The 15,702-nt window shown below is 70.0% G+C and carries 15 protein-coding genes; 2 read left to right on the top strand and 13 right to left on the bottom strand.

The genetic code is table 11. The features are described from left to right. Positions 1-127 precede the first annotated feature (127 nt). Positions 128-712, top strand: a complete 585-nt coding sequence (locus tag ACFU5K_RS06185) for a TetR/AcrR family transcriptional regulator (RefSeq protein ID WP_384057515.1) — start codon at positions 128-130, stop codon at positions 710-712. 25 nt (positions 713-737) lie between these two features. On the opposite strand, the gene ACFU5K_RS06190 is transcribed toward ACFU5K_RS06185, so the two are convergent. The 3 genes from ACFU5K_RS06190 to ACFU5K_RS06200 form a co-directional block, all read right to left on the bottom strand. Continuing rightward, a complete protein-coding gene (locus ACFU5K_RS06190; protein ID WP_384057517.1) occupies positions 738-1,460 on the bottom strand; it encodes a M23 family metallopeptidase in 723 nt (240 codons plus the stop codon). A gap of 637 nt (positions 1,461-2,097) precedes the next feature. After that, entirely contained in the window at positions 2,098-3,366 is a 1,269-nt protein-coding gene (locus ACFU5K_RS06195) for a peptidase (protein ID WP_384057519.1), read from the bottom strand. A 425-nt stretch (positions 3,367-3,791) separates the two neighbouring features. Continuing rightward, positions 3,792-6,320, bottom strand: a complete 2,529-nt coding sequence (locus tag ACFU5K_RS06200; RefSeq protein WP_384057520.1) for an ATP-dependent Clp protease ATP-binding subunit — start codon at positions 6,318-6,320, stop codon at positions 3,792-3,794. Between the two features lie 429 nt (positions 6,321-6,749). On the opposite strand from ACFU5K_RS06200, the gene ACFU5K_RS06205 reads away from it, so the two are divergent. Then, complete coding sequence (locus ACFU5K_RS06205; RefSeq protein WP_384057522.1) at positions 6,750-7,337, top strand: SCO3374 family protein; 588 nt, start codon at positions 6,750-6,752, stop codon at positions 7,335-7,337. Here ACFU5K_RS06205 and ACFU5K_RS06210 read toward each other — a convergent pair. The 10 genes from ACFU5K_RS06210 to ACFU5K_RS06255 form a co-directional block, all read right to left on the bottom strand. Continuing rightward, entirely contained in the window at positions 7,316-7,651 is a 336-nt protein-coding gene (locus tag ACFU5K_RS06210) for an Lsr2 family protein (RefSeq protein ID WP_327117355.1), read from the bottom strand. The two genes, ACFU5K_RS06205 and ACFU5K_RS06210, sit on opposite strands and share 22 nt — an antisense overlap. 144 nt (positions 7,652-7,795) lie before the next feature. Continuing rightward, on the bottom strand, positions 7,796-8,413 hold the full coding sequence (locus ACFU5K_RS06215) for an amino-acid N-acetyltransferase (protein ID WP_384057523.1): 618 nt from the start codon (positions 8,411-8,413) through the stop codon (positions 7,796-7,798). A 9-nt stretch (positions 8,414-8,422) separates the two neighbouring features. Next, positions 8,423-8,857, bottom strand: a complete 435-nt coding sequence (locus ACFU5K_RS06220; RefSeq protein ID WP_384057525.1) for a BlaI/MecI/CopY family transcriptional regulator — start codon at positions 8,855-8,857, stop codon at positions 8,423-8,425. A gap of 100 nt (positions 8,858-8,957) precedes the next feature. Beyond that, positions 8,958-9,137, bottom strand: coding sequence for a hypothetical protein (locus tag ACFU5K_RS06225; RefSeq protein ID WP_384057526.1), 180 nt, complete (start codon positions 9,135-9,137; stop codon positions 8,958-8,960). Positions 9,138-9,207: 70 nt separating this feature from the next. Then, on the bottom strand, positions 9,208-9,804 hold the full coding sequence (locus ACFU5K_RS06230; RefSeq protein ID WP_384057654.1) for a hypothetical protein: 597 nt from the start codon (positions 9,802-9,804) through the stop codon (positions 9,208-9,210). Positions 9,805-9,944: 140 nt separating this feature from the next. Next, positions 9,945-10,742 carry a type III pantothenate kinase gene (locus ACFU5K_RS06235; protein WP_031091045.1) on the bottom strand — a complete coding sequence of 266 codons (798 nt, stop codon included), beginning with the start codon at positions 10,740-10,742 and terminating at the stop codon, positions 9,945-9,947. After that, positions 10,742-11,785 carry a carboxylating nicotinate-nucleotide diphosphorylase gene (gene nadC / locus ACFU5K_RS06240; RefSeq protein WP_384057528.1) on the bottom strand — a complete coding sequence of 348 codons (1,044 nt, stop codon included), beginning with the start codon at positions 11,783-11,785 and terminating at the stop codon, positions 10,742-10,744. Before nadC ends, ACFU5K_RS06235 begins: the two co-directional genes overlap by 1 nt. 2 nt (positions 11,786-11,787) lie before the next feature. Next, the gene (locus ACFU5K_RS06245) at positions 11,788-13,560 is read right to left on the bottom strand and encodes an L-aspartate oxidase (protein WP_384057530.1); all 1,773 of its coding nucleotides are present in this window, start codon (positions 13,558-13,560) and stop codon (positions 11,788-11,790) included. Next, positions 13,557-14,570 carry a pantoate--beta-alanine ligase gene (gene panC / locus ACFU5K_RS06250; RefSeq protein WP_384057531.1) on the bottom strand — a complete coding sequence of 338 codons (1,014 nt, stop codon included), beginning with the start codon at positions 14,568-14,570 and terminating at the stop codon, positions 13,557-13,559. The genes ACFU5K_RS06245 and panC overlap by 4 nt, the downstream gene beginning before the upstream one ends. After that, a complete protein-coding gene (locus ACFU5K_RS06255) occupies positions 14,567-15,541 on the bottom strand; it encodes a Rossmann-like and DUF2520 domain-containing protein (protein WP_384057533.1) in 975 nt (324 codons plus the stop codon). The genes panC and ACFU5K_RS06255 overlap by 4 nt, the downstream gene beginning before the upstream one ends. Between the last annotated feature and the right edge of the window lie 161 nt (positions 15,542-15,702).

The raw sequence follows: 15,702 nt of genomic DNA on the forward strand, positions 1-15,702 counted from the left end.
GCGGACCCTCTCCATCTCCTCAGGTGTCACACCTGACAGGACATCACAACGTACCTGACGACGATCAACCGGGGTAGCTAACAAAGCCCTACTAGCCGGGCGTCAAGTAAGTTCTTGGGAGAGTCGCATGGGCAGCACGCCGAAGCCGCGCCGGGGCAACACCCGCCAGCGCATTCAGGACGTCGCCCTGGAGCTCTTCGCCGAACAGGGCTACGAGAAGACGTCGCTCCGCGAGATCGCCGAGCATCTGCAGGTCACGAAGGCCGCGCTCTACTACCACTTCAAGACCAAGGAAGACATCCTCAACAGCATCTTCGAGGACCTGAACCGACCGGTCGAGGAGCTGCTGGAATGGGGCCAGGAGCAGCCCCGCACGCTGGAGACGAAGAAGGAGATCCTGGTCCGCTACAGCGAGGCGCTCAGGGCCGCCGCACCGCTGTTCGTCTTCATGCAGGAGAACCAGGCGACGGTGCGCGAGCTGAGCATCGGGCACACCATCAAGCACCGCGTCATCGCACTGGTCGACCTGATCAAGGAACCGGACGCCCCGCTCACCGACCAGGTGCGCTGCTTCACCGCACTGATGGCCATGCACGCGGGCATATTCGCCCTCAGAGACGCCGAAGGCGACCCCGAGGAGAAGCGCGAAGCTGCTCTCGAGGTCGCCATCGAGCTGGTGACCAGGGCCCACGACCCGGGTTCCGCCGCTTAGCGGCAGGAATCACGCGTCAGGCGTCTCAGACGTGGACGTGTTCGGCGTGCAGGTAGGTGACCGGGTTGATCGCGGAACCGTAGTTCGGGGTGTTGCGGATCTCGAAGTGCAGGTGAGGACCGCTGGAGTTACCGGTGTTGCCGGACTTGGCTATCTCCTCGCCCGTCTTGACGTGCTCGCCGACCTTGACCTCGATCTTCGACAGGTGCGCGTACTGCGAGTACTTGCCGTTGGCGTGCTTGATGACGATGGCGTTGCCGTACGCGGGACCGTCACCGGCGCCGTTCGGGCCGGCCTTGACGACCCGGCCGGTGTGCGCCGCCTCGACCTTGGTGCCGATCGGCACCGCGAAGTCCTGGCCGGAGTGCTTGTGGGCCCAGCGGTCGCCGCCGATACCGAAGGTGGCGCTCAGCTCGTAGTGGCGGACCGGGACCTCCCACGAGGCGGCCTTCTTCTTCGCGGCGGCCTTCTTCTTGGCAGCCGCCTTCTTCTTCGCCGCGGCCTGCTCGGCCTTGTCCGCCTTCGCCTTGTCAGCGGCCTTGGTCTGAGCGGTCGCCTGCTGGGCGATGGAGCTGGCGGTGGCCGCGCCGGCGAGGGCCGCGGTGTCCGCGGTGCCCGTCGTGCCGGACGCGAACGCCGCGCCCGCGCCGAACACCATCGACGCACCAAGGCCGACAGCCACGACGGCGCCACTGACGCGGGGCATGGACGGGCGGCGGGAGTGCAGGAACGTTACGCGCTTCGACATGCGGTGAGTACCTCCGGGGTGACTGGACCCGGTGCTCGACCGGGCTTGCTCCACCTTGGTAACCCGCACCCCCAACAACACTCAAACCCCCCATCTACGATCAAAAGCCGTAGTTGAAGGGTGGGGAATTAACCGCAGTTGTTGATCGGAATCGTCGTGGACGACCTTCCGAACAAGTATCGCGAATCAGGTTTAACTCCAGCCCCAAAGGCTTCCTTCCTGGACATGGCCCATCAAAAGTCGTAAATCACCACATACGCCGAAAGCCTCAGCCGGTGCGGGCCGAAGGTCCCTGCACCGACCCCCGCGGGTTCTCCTAACGGTCGTAGTAGGGCAAAAACGGCTGTGCGCCTTGTCACCGCCGGTGGGCCCGAAGCCTGTCCGTTTCGGGACCTTGGGCCCCAGGCCCTTTCCGCGGGCTCACCGGCCATCGGCGTCCCGTCCGTGGGGGCGGACCGGATCCCGGATGCGGTCCGTGACCGACTGCTCTTGACCTGATTCCGGGACGGGGCCGACAGCGCACGGGGCCGACAGCGCACGGGTCCGACAGCGAGCGGGCCCGACACCGGTCGGTGTCGGGCCCGTCGGGCGTTCAGCGCGTGGGGCGGAGTGCCCGGTGGGCACCCCGCCTCAGACGTCAGGCGTGCGCGCCGGCCTTGCGACGACGTGCGGCGTACACCGCGCCTGCACCGATCACCAGGGCCGCACCGCTCGCGAGGGCGAGCTGGGACGTAGCCGAGGACGAGCCCGTGGCGGCGAGGCTGCCGTCCACGGGACCGGACGACCCGCCGCTCTGGGGCTTGATGCCCGAGTCGGCAGGCTCGCTGGTGCTGGGCTTGGCGTCGCCGGTGCCCGGCTTGCTGCCCTTGGCGGCGATCAGGAACTCGTAGCCCTCGAGGTCCGGACTCCCGCCGCACGTGCCGTTGTCGTTCCAGTAGTCACCTGCGACGAAGGTGACGCCGTTACCCGCAGGGGCCTTGGCATCGATCGTGAGGCGCATCTTGATGTCCGCGTGGGCGCCGGCCTTCAGCGGGCTGATGGCGTCCATGTAGTGCTCGTTGTCGACGTTCTTCCACGTGGCGGAAGAGCCCGGCGACCACTGCAGGTGCACCAGGTCGCCGAGGTCCTTGACGCCGCTCTTGTCGGTCGCGTGGACGTAGGCGAACGGGTACACCTCGTCCATCGTCCTGTCGGTCCCATTGGTCACCCGGAGGCGGAAGTCGACCTTCGTGCCGGCGACGACCGTGGACGGCAGACCCGTGACGACCGTCTTTAGCTTGGCCTCGGGAACGCAGTCCTCGTCGCCCTCGCCCTCCTCGATCGCCTTGGCGAGCGCCTCCTCGGCGGCGGTCTTCTGGGCGAGCGCCTCCTCGGTGGCCTTCTGCGTCCGGCCCACCTCCCGGGCCGCGGCCACCCGCTCGTCGTCGAGTGTCTGCTGGGCCTCCAGCGCCTTGGCGTCGGCGTCTTCCTTGGCCGTGGCGGCGGTCCCGGCAGCGGTCTCGGCCTCGGTGACAGCTGCCGTCGCGGCGGCCTTCTGCTCCTCTGTGGCGTCGTCCGGGAGAGCAGCCAGCGCCGCCCGCGCCTCGACGAGCGCCTGGTCGGCGGCGACCTTCTCGGTGCCGGCGGCGACTGCCGCGGCCTGGGCGGTCTTGACCGCCACAACGAGCGGAGCGGTGTCGGACGCGAGCGCGTCCAGAGCCGCCTGGGCGGCGTTCTCGGCCTCCACGGCGCTGTCGTACACCGCCTTCGCCGCAGCGGCCGCCTTCTCCAGCTCCGCGATGGACGGCTTCTCCTGCGTCTGCGCTGTCGGCTTGTCGTCGGCGAACGCGGGGGTGACCGACAGCAGGAGCACAGGTGTGGTCACCGCGGCGGCGACGGCTGTGGCAAGAATCCGGCGAATCTTCACAAGAGCCCTTCGGGGTCCGAAAAAGAGAAGAAGGGGTCGCAGCGGAATGGGGCACGCGGATGCGACTCGAGGTGATCGTATGGCCGGGTCAGCGGTCGGTCGTCACGATTTCTTCACCTCCGGTCAGCAGCCGAGCACGGGGCAGACAGAGAAGACGAAAAGGTGCAGTTGCTTTCGCTACGTGGACTTTCGCTGTGAGGAAGGCCACATACCTCCCGGCCCGCCGCCCCGCCCGTTCCGCGCCCGCCGGACAGGACTCCGGCCCATGACCGGCGCGGAGAACCCCGTACGGGCAGGCGGCGGCACGGCAAGGGATCAGGCACGGCGCGGGATCACGCACGGCGCGGGATCACCGAGAAAAGGGGCTGCCCCGGACCGGTTCTCGGTCCGGGGCAGCCCCTTTCACGCTCAGGCGCCGAGCGCCGTCACGCGTCCTTCGTCAGATTCGGGCCGGCGCCACCTGCCGCCTGCTCGATCGGCGGGACGTCGGGCAGTGCCGACTTCTCCTCGCCGCGGAAGGAGAACTTCTTCTCGTCGCCCTCACCCTCGGTGCCGACGACCACGATGTGACCGGGACGCAGCTCGCCGAAGAGGATCTTCTCGGAGAGGATGTCCTCGATCTCGCGCTGGATCGTCCGGCGCAGCGGCCGGGCGCCCATCACGGGGTCGTAGCCCTTCTTCGCCAGGAGCGACTTGGCTTCCGAGCTGAGCTCGATACCCATGTCGCGGTCCTTGAGACGCTCATCCACCTTGGCGACCATCAGGTCGACGATCTGGATGATGTCTTCCTCTGTGAGCTGGTGGAAGACGACCGTGTCATCGACACGGTTGAGGAACTCGGGCCGGAAGTGCTGCTTGAGCTCTTCGTTGACCTTGACCTTCATCCGCTCGTAGTTCGTCTTCACATCGCCCTGGGCGGCGAAGCCCAGGTTGAAGCCCTTCGAGATGTCCCGAGTCCCGAGGTTGGTCGTCATGATGATGACCGTGTTCTTGAAGTCCACGACCCGACCCTGGGAGTCGGTCAGGCGACCGTCCTCCAGAATCTGGAGCAGGGAATTGAAGATATCGGGGTGGGCCTTCTCGACCTCGTCGAAGAGGACGACGGAGAACGGCTTGCGGCGCACCTTCTCGGTGAGCTGGCCGCCCTCTTCGTAACCCACGTAACCGGGGGGCGAACCGAAGAGGCGGGAAACCGTGTGCTTCTCGCTGAACTCCGACATGTCGAGGGAGATCAGTGCGTCCTCGTCGCCGAAGAGGAATTCGGCGAGCGTCTTGGAGAGCTCCGTCTTACCGACACCGGACGGGCCGGCGAAGATGAACGAGCCACCGGGCCGCTTCGGGTCCTTCAGACCGGCTCGCGTACGGCGGATCGCCTGCGAGAGGGCCTTGATGGCGTCCTTCTGGCCGATGACGCGCTTGTGGAGCTCGTCCTCCATGCGCAGCAGACGCGAGGACTCCTCCTCGGTCAGCTTGAACACCGGGATACCGGTCGCGGTGGCGAGGACCTCGGCGATGAGCTCGCCGTCGACCTCGGCCACGACGTCCATGTCGCCGGCCTTCCACTCCTTCTCCCGCTTGGCCTTCGCCGCCAGCAGCTGCTTCTCCTTGTCGCGGAGCGAAGCTGCCTTCTCGAAGTCCTGGGAGTCGATGGCCGACTCCTTGTCGCGGCGGACGCCCGCGATCTTCTCGTCGAACTCGCGGAGGTCCGGCGGCGCGGTCATCCGGCGGATGCGCATCCGGGAGCCGGCCTCGTCGATCAGGTCGATCGCCTTGTCCGGCAGGAACCGGTCCGAGATGTAGCGGTCGGCCAGGGTGGCGGCCTGGACCAGCGCCTCGTCCGTGATGGAGACCCTGTGGTGGGCCTCGTAACGGTCGCGCAGGCCCTTGAGGATCTCGATGGTGTGCGGCAGCGACGGCTCCGCGACCTGGATGGGCTGGAAGCGGCGCTCCAGCGCGGCGTCCTTCTCCAGGTGCTTGCGGTACTCGTCGAGCGTGGTGGCACCGATGGTCTGGAGCTCGCCTCGCGCCAGCATGGGCTTGAGGATGCTCGCGGCGTCGATCGCGCCCTCGGCGGCACCCGCACCCACGAGGGTGTGGAGCTCGTCGATGAACAGGATGATGTCACCGCGGGTGCGGATCTCCTTGAGGACCTTCTTCAGGCGCTCCTCGAAGTCACCGCGGTAGCGGGAGCCCGCGACCAGCGCGCCGAGGTCGAGGGTGTAGAGGTGCTTGTCCTTGAGGGTCTCGGGCACCTCGCCCTTGACGATGGCCTGGGCCAGGCCCTCGACGACAGCCGTCTTGCCGACGCCGGGCTCACCGATGAGCACCGGGTTGTTCTTGGTACGGCGGGACAGCACCTGCATGACCCGCTCGATCTCCTTCTCGCGCCCGATGACCGGGTCGAGCTTGGACTCACGAGCGGCCTGGGTGAGATTCCGGCCGAACTGGTCGAGCACCAGGGAAGTGGAGGGCGTGCCCTCCGCGGGGCCGCCGGCGGTGGCCGCCTCCTTGCCCCCCGAGTACCCGGAGAGCAGCTGGATGACCTGCTGCCGCACCCGGTTCAGGTCGGCACCCAGCTTCACGAGGACCTGGGCTGCGACGCCTTCGCCCTCGCGAATCAGGCCGAGCAGGATGTGCTCCGTGCCGATGTAGTTGTGGCCGAGCTGAAGGGCCTCGCGGAGCGACAGCTCCAGGACCTTCTTGGCCCGGGGCGTGAAGGGGATGTGGCCGGACGGGGCCTGCTGGCCCTGACCGATGATCTCCTCCACCTGCTGGCGGACCGCCTCGAGCGAAATCCCGAGGCTCTCCAGGGCCTTAGCGGCGACACCCTCACCCTCGTGGATCAGGCCCAGGAGGATGTGCTCGGTGCCGATGTAGTTGTGGTTGAGCATCCGGGCTTCTTCCTGAGCCAGGACGACAACCCGCCGCGCGCGGTCGGTGAACCTCTCGAACATCGTTAATCGCTCCTCAGAGCGGTCAGGCAGTAAGGGGTCGGTCCCCTCCCTGTCCTTCCGCAGCTTAGTCCCGCAAGCGGGGACCGCTCATTTCAACTGCCGACACCCGACGATGGCCTCCTGCCCCGAACGCCGACAACTGCTCCAACCCGATGGTGCGAGACGATGTTCCCGCAGGCCAGGCAGATAGCCCTTTCGCCAGTACGCCGATGGCGAACGTGAGACGCTTTTGCCCGCGTGTCGACCCTTCCCACTAGGGATGTCTTACCCGCACTCACTGACAGTCCATGCGGCGCACCCCCGTTTCCTCCGCTACGGGCGAACAACTTCGCGCTGCCGGACGCTCCCGCACGCCCCCACCGCCGGCACACGGAGCACTCGATCATGAACGGTGCGTAACTTCGAGGTCCACTCGGCGGTTCATCGGACATGGTTTCCCTCGTCCCGCCGCCCCGCTCGTCGTCCGAGTCCGAGGGCTGGGCCCGGTGGTACGCCCAGGAGCTCGGCTGGGCCACGACGGGCACCTCGCCGCTGCGGCTCCTGACGGGGCTGCACTTCGACGTACTGGAACTGCCGGCCGCGGCGGGTCACGCGGCGCTGAGCCGGGTGGGACACGCGGGTCCCGTGGCGCTGGGAGGGCAGCGGATGCGACTGCTGGTCGCCGCGGGCGGCGCCGAGGAGCTGCCGGGGCTGCTCGACTGGCTGGAGTGGGGCGGCATCGCGCTCGACCTGACCGCTGTCGGGCCGGGTGGGCACATCGCGGCCCCGGCGCCACCCGGAGTGGCGTCGAAGGGCTCGCCGGGGGCCGCGGTCTGGCTGCGGCCCCCCGGAACCGGCCCGGGGGCGGAGCCGAGGCTCCCGGCCCTGGGCGGCTTCGGGAGCAGGGGTGGGGATGCTCCCGATCTCGTACGACTCGTGGACGCGGCGGCGACGGAGTGCCACCGGGCCAGACTCACGCACGCCCGGACGAACCTGCGGGCCCATCGCCCGACAGGTCAGCCGTTGGCCTTCTCGTAGGCCTCACGGATCTCGGCGGGGACGCGGCCGCGGTCATTCACGTTGTGGCCGTTCTCGCGGGCCCACTTACGGATCTCGGCGGTGTCCTTGTTGCCGCCCGCAACCGCACGGCCCTTGCCGCGGCCGGTCGCTGCGCGGCCCCCGGTGCGACGGCCACTCTTGGTGTACGGCTCGAGAAGACCACGGAGCTTGTCCGCGTTGGTCGTGGTGAGGTCGATCTCGTAGGTCTTGCCATCCAGAGCGAACGTCACTGTCTCGTCCGCCTCGACACCGTCGAGGTCATCAACAAGAAGGACCTGAACCTTCTGTGCCACCGGATTTCCTTTCATCGAAAATGCAGTACGCGGAAAGGAAACCGCTTTTCCCCGGAAAACACAAACCCCTGGGAGAGGTTCAGGAGCGCAAGAACGCGGGAAACATGCGCGATTCGGACATAGGGTTCCGCAGACTTCCACCGGTCACAGGTGCAGAAGCATCCGACTGTTGCCCAAGGTGTTCGGCTTCACTCGTTCGAGACCCAGGAACTCCGCGACACCCTCGTCATAGGAACGAAGCAGCTCGCTGTAGACATCTCCGTCGACCGGCGTCTCTCCGATCTCCGTGAAGCCGTGCTTCGCGAAGAAGTCGACTTCGAAGGTGAGGCAGAAAACCCGTCGGACCCCGAGCCAGCGCGCGGTCTGCAACAGCTTGCCCAGAACCTGGTGCCCGACTCCGGCACCCTTGATGCCGTGGTCGACGGCGAGAGTACGGACTTCCGCCAGGTCTTCCCACATCACGTGGAGTGCGCCGCAGCCGATGACGCGGGCGTCCTCGTCGCGTTCGGCGACCCAGAACTCCTGGATGTCCTCGTAAAGCGTCACCGTCGCTTTGTCGAGCAGGATGCCTTCGGTGACGTAGCCGTCAAGGAGTGCTCGGACCGACGCGACATCACTTGTCCTGGCGCGCCGGACGGTGATGGCCGGCCTATTTACCGACGGGTCGGTATGAACTTCTGCTGCGGACCCTGTTTCCGGCCGGGTACGGGCTCCGGTTCGTGTCTCGTTCCGGCGCTCGGTTCGCGGTTGCTCAGAGGACATCCCCCGACGCTATCGCCCGCTCTGCGGCGGCGCTTCATCGGCCGCCTCACCGCCTTCGGGCGAGCTCGCGGAAGGCTCGGGCTGGGGGGGCGCGACGACGCGCATGGCATCCCCGAGCGCCTCCCGCTGCTCCGCCGACATCATCCCGAAGAAGGCGACCAGAGCCGCTGCCGGGTTGTCGCTGTGCGACCAGGCTTCGTTCATCAGTGCGGCCGAGTATGCGGCGCGGGTGGAGACGGCCGTATATCGATATGCCCGGCCGTCCACTTCCCGGCGCACCCAGCCCTTCTGATGGAGATTGTCCATTACCGTCATGACGGTCGTGTAGGCGATGGAGCGTTCCTGTTGAAGGTCCTCGAGAACTTCCCGCACGGTGACCGGGCGGTTCCATTGCCAGACCCGTGTCATCACGGCGTCTTCCAGCTCTCCCATTTGGCGAGGCACAGCGCCACCTTAGTGCTAGATGTCTGGAATGGGATAATTCTGGAACAACAAAAGGGCGCACGGCTCCGAGGAGCCGTGCGCCCTTCATGTCAGGTGCGGGTCAGACGCCCTCGACCCGCGGCGCCTGCTGCACCGATTCGGCCCGGGCGATCGCCGCGTCCACGGCGGCGTCCTCCTTGGCCTTGTTCGGGCCGCCCTGGCTCTTGATGATCGTCACGACGAGACCGGTGAAGAAGACGGCCATCACCACGGGAGGCAGGAGCGCGGAGAAGTATTCCATGCCCCCAGAGTAGCGAGCCCGGCATTCCGGCCACTCCCGGGCACCCCGCGAGTCGCGGCGCGCAGGCCGGTCAGGACACCGCGCGCTCCTCAGGCGGCGGCGCGGGCGCGGGACGGCGGCGCGGCGGGAAGACCTCGGAGGGCTTGGGCATGGGCCGCTCCCCCGGGGCACCCGGACGGGCCGGCTGCTTGGGCTGCGGCGGGCCCGGCGGCCGTTCAGGCTCCTTGGCCGAGGCCAGCCCGCCGGGCAGCGCCAGCAGGCGGCGGCGCGGCGCGGGCGCCGTGACCGCTGCGGGCCGCCCGGCGAGCCGTGCCCGCACGGAGCGTTCCGCGAGCACCTGGCAGCGCTCCAGGAGGGCTGCCGCGACCGGTCCGGCGCGCAGAGCGCGCAGGGCCGCGAGGTCGTCGGGGCGGGGGTCGTAGCCGGCCGCGAGGGCGTCCTGGAGGAGCTCCAGATACCCGCTGAGCGAGCCGGGGAGCGCGTCGCGGTAGCGGGCGAGATCGGCGAGGAGGAAGACGCGCAACCGTCCCGCCTCGCTCACCGCCTCGTCCACCGCGCCCGCGAGTCGCAGGCAGTCCTGGACATCCTCTTCCGGCAGGGGCGTGGGGTGGAGGGCGTTGGCGAGAGCGCGTCGGAGCACCCGGAGCTCGTCCGCGCTGAACGCCATGCCGCCGCGTGATCCGTAGGGCGTGGGCATGACGCGACAATACGTGCTAAATGGACAAAATCCGCTTAACTGGCCGCCCGGCGGCGCGGCGTCCCGCGCCGTGCCGCCGGGCCGTTCCCGCAGGTGGCCGGGGGCGGGAGCTACATCCGGGCGATGTTCCGCTCGTAGACCAGACGCAACCCGATGAGCGTCAGCCAGGGCTCGTGCTCGTCGATGACGGACGACTCCCCCAACACCATCGGAGCAAGGCCCCCGGTCGCGATGACGGTGACCTCGTCCGGGTCCGCCGCCAGCTCCTTCTTCATGCGCTCGACCACGCCGTCGATCTGGCCCGCGAAGCCGTACACGATGCCGGACTGCATGGCCTCGACGGTGTTCTTGCCGATCACACTGCGGGGCCTGGCCAGCTCGATCTTGCGAAGCTGCGCCCCCTTGACCCCGAGGGCCTCCACGGAGATCTCGATACCGGGCGCGATCACGCCGCCCGTGTACTCACCGCGTGCCGAGACCGCGTCGAAGGTGGTGGCCGTGCCGAGGTCGACGACGATGGCCGGACCGCCGTAGAGCTCGACCGCCGCGACCGCGTTGATGATGCGGTCCGCGCCGACCTCCTTCGGATTGTCGGTCAGGACGGGTACGCCGGTCTTCACGCCCGGCTCCACGAGGACCGCGGGGACGTCGCCGTAGTAGCGCCGGGTGACCTCGCGGAGCTCGTGCAGAACGGCGGGGACCGTCGAGCAGATCGCGATGCCCTCGATGCCGTCACCGAGCTCGACGCCGAGCAGCGGGTGCATGCCCATCAGACCCTGGAGGAGCACGGCCAGCTCGTCGGCGGTACGGCGGGCGTCGGTGGAGATCCGCCAGTGCTCGACGATCTCCTCGCCGTCGAACAGCCCGAGGACGGTGTGCGAGTTTCCGACGTCGATGGTGAGCAGCATCAGACGTCGGTCCCGTCGGCCGCCGCCTCACGGAAGTCCAGGCCGATGTCGAGGATCGGCGAGGAGTGCGTGAGCGCGCCCACGGCCAGGTAGTCGACGCCCGCCTCCGCGTAGGCACGGGCGGAGCCCAGGGACAGCCTGCCGGAGGACTCCAGCACCGCACGGCCGCCCACGAGGGCGACCGCCTCGGCGGTGGCGGACGGGGTGAAGTTGTCGAGCAGGATCAGATCGGCTCCGGCGTCGAGCACCTCACGGACCTGCTCCAGGGTGTCGACCTCGACCTCGATCGCGAGTTCCGGGAACGCCTTCCTGACCCGCGTGAACGCCTCGGCGACGCCGCCCGCGGCAATCACGTGGTTGTCCTTGACCAAGGCCGCGTCCACCAGCGACATGCGGTGGTTGACGCCACCGCCGCAGCGCACGGCGTACTTCTCCAGCGCGCGAAGCCCCGGGGTCGTCTTGCGGGTGTCGCGGACCTTGGCCTTCGTGCCTTCGAGCACGTCGGCCCAGGCCCGGGTGGCGGTCGCGATGCCGGAGAGCCTGCACAGCAGGTTGAGCGCGCTGCGCTCGCCGGTGAGCAGGTCACGGGTACGGGTGGTGACCGTGAGCAGCTTCTGGCCGGGCACGACGCGGTCGCCGTCCTCGACGTGCCGCTCGACCTCGAACTCGTCGGTGCAGACGATGGACAGGACGGCCTCCGCGACACGCAGTCCGGCGACGACGCCCGCCTCACGGGCGGTGAAGTCACCGGTGGCGACGTCGTCCTCGGGAACGGTCGCCACGGTGGTGACGTCCTCGCCCCCGTCGAGGTCCTCCTCGATCGCGACGTGGGCGATGTCCTCGACCTGGACGGGATCCAGCCCGGCGTCGGCCAGGAGCTGGGCCAGCGCGGGGTCGAGGCCGCACTCCAGGCCGTCGGGGTCGTAGCCGTCACCGCAGCCGCAGCCGTCGCCGCAGCCACCGCCGGACGCGGCGGGGGCGCCGATGTGGATCAGCGGTACGTCCACGGGCGTGGGGCGCGGATTCTCTTCGGGCGTGCTCACGGTTACGGCTCCTCGGGGGCGTCGGCGGGGTGGTTCGGGAGGCCTGCGGGCAGTGCGGAGTCTGCCGGGTCTCCGGGGCGTACGGGCGGGAACGCGGAACTGTCCGTCGTGCGGACGACGGGCAGCAGGTCCTGGTCGACGCGGACGACCAGGTGACGGCGCCAGGTGTCGTCGTCGCGGTCGGGACGGTCCTCGCGCCAGTGGCAGCCCCGGGTCTCCTCGCGCTGCCGGGCGGCGGCGACGAGGACCTTCGAGACGAGGAGGAGGTTCGTGGCCTCCCATGCCTCAACCCCGGGCACGGCGTCCTTGCGGCCGCCCTCCTCCGCGGTGGCGGCGGCGGTCCTCCCGAGCGCCTCCAGTTCCCCGGCGGCGGTGGCGAGGCTCGCGGCGGAGCGGATGACCCCGGCGCCCTTCGTCATGATCCGCTGGATCGCGGTCCTGGACTCCGCGGTCAGCAGCGGCAAGGCACGCGAACCGGCGGGGTGCACCTCGGGGGCCTCCCCGCCGGCGGCGCCTGCCCGGGGACCGTCCGTGAGGCCGGTGATGTCGGCCGCGATGCGTTCGGCGAAGACCAGTCCCTCCAGGAGGGAGTTGGACGCCAGCCGGTTGGCGCCGTGGACGCCGGTGCAGGCGACTTCCCCGCAGGCGTAGAGCCCGGGCACGGTCGTACGGCCGCGCAGGTCGGTGCGCACTCCGCCCGAGGCGTAGTGGGCGGCCGGGGCGACGGGGATGGGCTGCGTCACGGGGTCGATGCCGTGGGTGCGGCACGCGGCCAGGATGGTCGGGAAGCGCTGCTCCCACATCGCCGCACCGAAGTGCCGGGCGTCGAGATACATGTGCTCGGCGCCCTGGAGGTGCATCTGGCGGGTGATGGCCTTCGCGACGATGTCGCGGGGCGCCAGCTCGGCCAGTTCGTGCTGCCCCAGCATGAACCGGGTGCCCGACGCGTCGACGAGATGGGCGCCCTCGCCCCGAACCGCTTCTGACACCAGCGGCTGCTGCCCCTCGGAATCGGCACCGAGAAACAGGACGGTCGGATGGAACTGTACGAATTCGAGGTCCGAGACCTCGGCTCCCGCGCGCAGGGCGAGCGCCACGCCGTCACCCGTGGAGACCGGCGGATTGGTCGTGGCGGAGAAGACCTGGCCCATGCCACCGGTGGCGAGCACCACCGCGGGGGCGCGGACGGCGCCGACGCCGTCGTGCTGGCCCTCGCCCATGACGTGCAGGGTGACGCCCCGGGCGCGGCCGTCGGCATCCGTGAGCAGGTCCAGGACCAGGGCGTTCTCGATGGTGCGCAGCGCGGCGGAGCGGACCGCCTCGACCAGGGCGCGGGAGATCTCCGCCCCCGTCGCGTCGCCGCCGGCGTGCGCGATGCGACGGCGGTGATGGCCGCCCTCGCGGGTCAGGGCGATCGCGCCGGTGTCGGTGGTGTCGAAGTGGGCGCCGGTGCCGATGAGCCGCCGGACGGCGTCGGGGCCCTCCGTGACCAAGGCACGCACCGCGGTCTCGTCGCACAGCCCGGCGCCGGCGACCAGGGTGTCGTCCAGGTGCTGTTCGGGGGTGTCGCCCTCGCCGAGGGCGGCCGCGATACCGCCCTGGGCCCAGCGGGTGGAGCCGTCGTCGAGGCGGGCCTTGGTCACGACGACCGTGGCGAGGCCAGCGGCGGCGCAGCGCAGGGCGGTGGTGAGACCGGCCACGCCGGAGCCGACCACGACCACGTCCGCGTCGATGGCCCAGCCGGGGGCGGGGGCGGTCAGCCGTATTCCGGTCATGTGAGGCCTCCGAGGGTCAGCGGGATGTTGTCGATCAGGCGGGTGGCTCCCACCCGCGCCGCGACGGCGAGGACCGCGTCGCCGCTGTCCCGGTCGTCCGGGATCTCGGTGAAGTCGGCCGGGTCCACGAGGGCCACGTAGTCCAGGTCGAGCGGCACCGCTTCCCCGGCCGCCTCTTCCAGGACGGCCTGCGCGGCGGCCCGTACGTCGGCGGGCGCGACGGTCGGCCGTGCCAGCGCGACGGCCTGGGAGTCGGCGGCGGCGCGGGCCTCGCCGAGCCGGGTGAGGGCTACGGCCCTGCCGCCGTGCTCCGGGAGCGCGACGGCGCGGGCGTGGAGCGCCTTCTGGGCGGCCAGCCGGTCACGGGCGGCGAACAGCGCCCGGGGAAGCGCCAGCGCGGTGACACGCTCCTCGGCGGAGAGGAAGCGGTTGCGGCTGGAGAGTGCGAGGCCGTCGGAGTCCCGGACGGTCGGCACGGCGACGATGTCGATGCCGAAGTTCAGGTCGCGCACCATGCGGCGCACCAGCGCGAGCTGCTGGGCGTCCTTCTGCCCGAAGTACGCCGCGTCCGGCCGGGTGAGGTGGAGGAACTTCGCGACGACGGTGAGCATCCCGTCGAAGTGCCCGGGGCGAAAGGCGCCTTCGAGCCGCTCTCCCATGGGGCCGGCGGTGATCCTGACCTGGGGATCGCCGCCGGAGTACACCTCGTCGACGGACGGTGCGAGGACGGTGTCGGCGCCGGCCTCCACGGCGAGGGCGACGTCGGCGTCGAGGGTGCGGGGGTAGCGGTCGAGGTCGGCGGCCTCGCCGAACTGCAGCGGGTTGACGAAGACGGTGACGACGACCTGGCCCCCCGGCCCGGCGGCGGCACGGGCCGCGCGGACCAGGGTGGCGTGGCCTTCGTGGAGCGCCCCCATCGTCATGACAACGGCGCGGTGGCCGTCGGCGGGCCGGCCGAGGGCGTCCAGCTCGGCCGCGGTGCGCAGCAGGGTGACCGGTGTGGTGCTCATCGCTTCTCCCCCGGCCCGGGCCCGGAACCGTCCGGACCGTGTGTGCCGTTCTTCCCGTTCGCGCTGTCCGACAGGACGACGAGGAGGTCCTCCGCGAACTCGGGCTTGAGCAGACCGTGGTCCAGCGCCCGGTCCGCCGTCGCGCGGGCCATGGCGAGGTAACCGGCCACGGTCTGCGGGGCGTGCGTCCGCAACTCGCCGATGTGCGCGGACACCGTCCCGGCGTCGCCCCGGGCCACAGGCCCGGTCAGTGCCGCGTCGCCGGAGCGCAGGGCGTTGTCGAGGGCGGCCCCGAGCAGCGGGCCGAGCATCCTGTCGGGTGCGCCCACCCCCGCCTTGTGGAGGAGCTCCATGGACTGCGCGACCAAGGTGACCAGGTGGTTCGCACCGAGGGCGAGGGCCGCGTGGTAGAGCGCCCGGGACTCCTCCGCGATCCATTCGGGCTCTCCGCCCATCTCGATGACGAGCGCCTCGGCGGCGAGCCTGAGCTCCTCGGGAGCGGTGACACCGAAGGAGCAGCCGGCCAGCCGCTGGACGTCGACGGGGCTGCCGGTGAAGGTCATCGCGGGGTGCAGTGCGAGCGGGAGCGCACCGGCCCGCAGGGCGGGGTCGAGCACCCGGGTCCCGTAACGCCCGGAGGTGTGCACGATGATCTGGCCGGGCCGCACGGCGCCGGTCTCGGCGAGTCCGTCGACGAGGCCGGGCAGGGCGTCGTCGGGGACGGTCAGCAGCACAAGCTCGGCACGCGCGAGGACCTCGGCGGGCGTCACCAGGGGGACGTCGGGGAGCAGCGCGCCGGCCCGTCGCACCGAGGCGTCGGAGACGCCGGACACGGCGACCGGACGGTGCCCGGCCAGCTGCAGGGACGCGGCGAGGGCGGGCCCGACCCGGCCCGCACCGACGACGCCGACGGTGAGCCGGGCGGGGCGGTCCCTCGCGTCGAGGGGTTCCTTGAAATCTGATGCGTTCACGCGGCGAAGGCCTTCCGTTCCAGTCCGCGGGGGGTACCGGACGATCCCTCTGAATGCTACGCCAGCGTTCCGGTTCACCCCACGGCCGTCCACATCCTGTGGATAACTTCTGGCGAGTACGGCCCGGAGTGGGTGGGGCCCGAGGTCCGGGTGATGATCGT

It is taken from the genome of Streptomyces sp. NPDC057428 (assembly GCF_042803195.1).
Classification (GTDB): domain Bacteria; phylum Actinomycetota; class Actinomycetes; order Streptomycetales; family Streptomycetaceae; genus Streptomyces.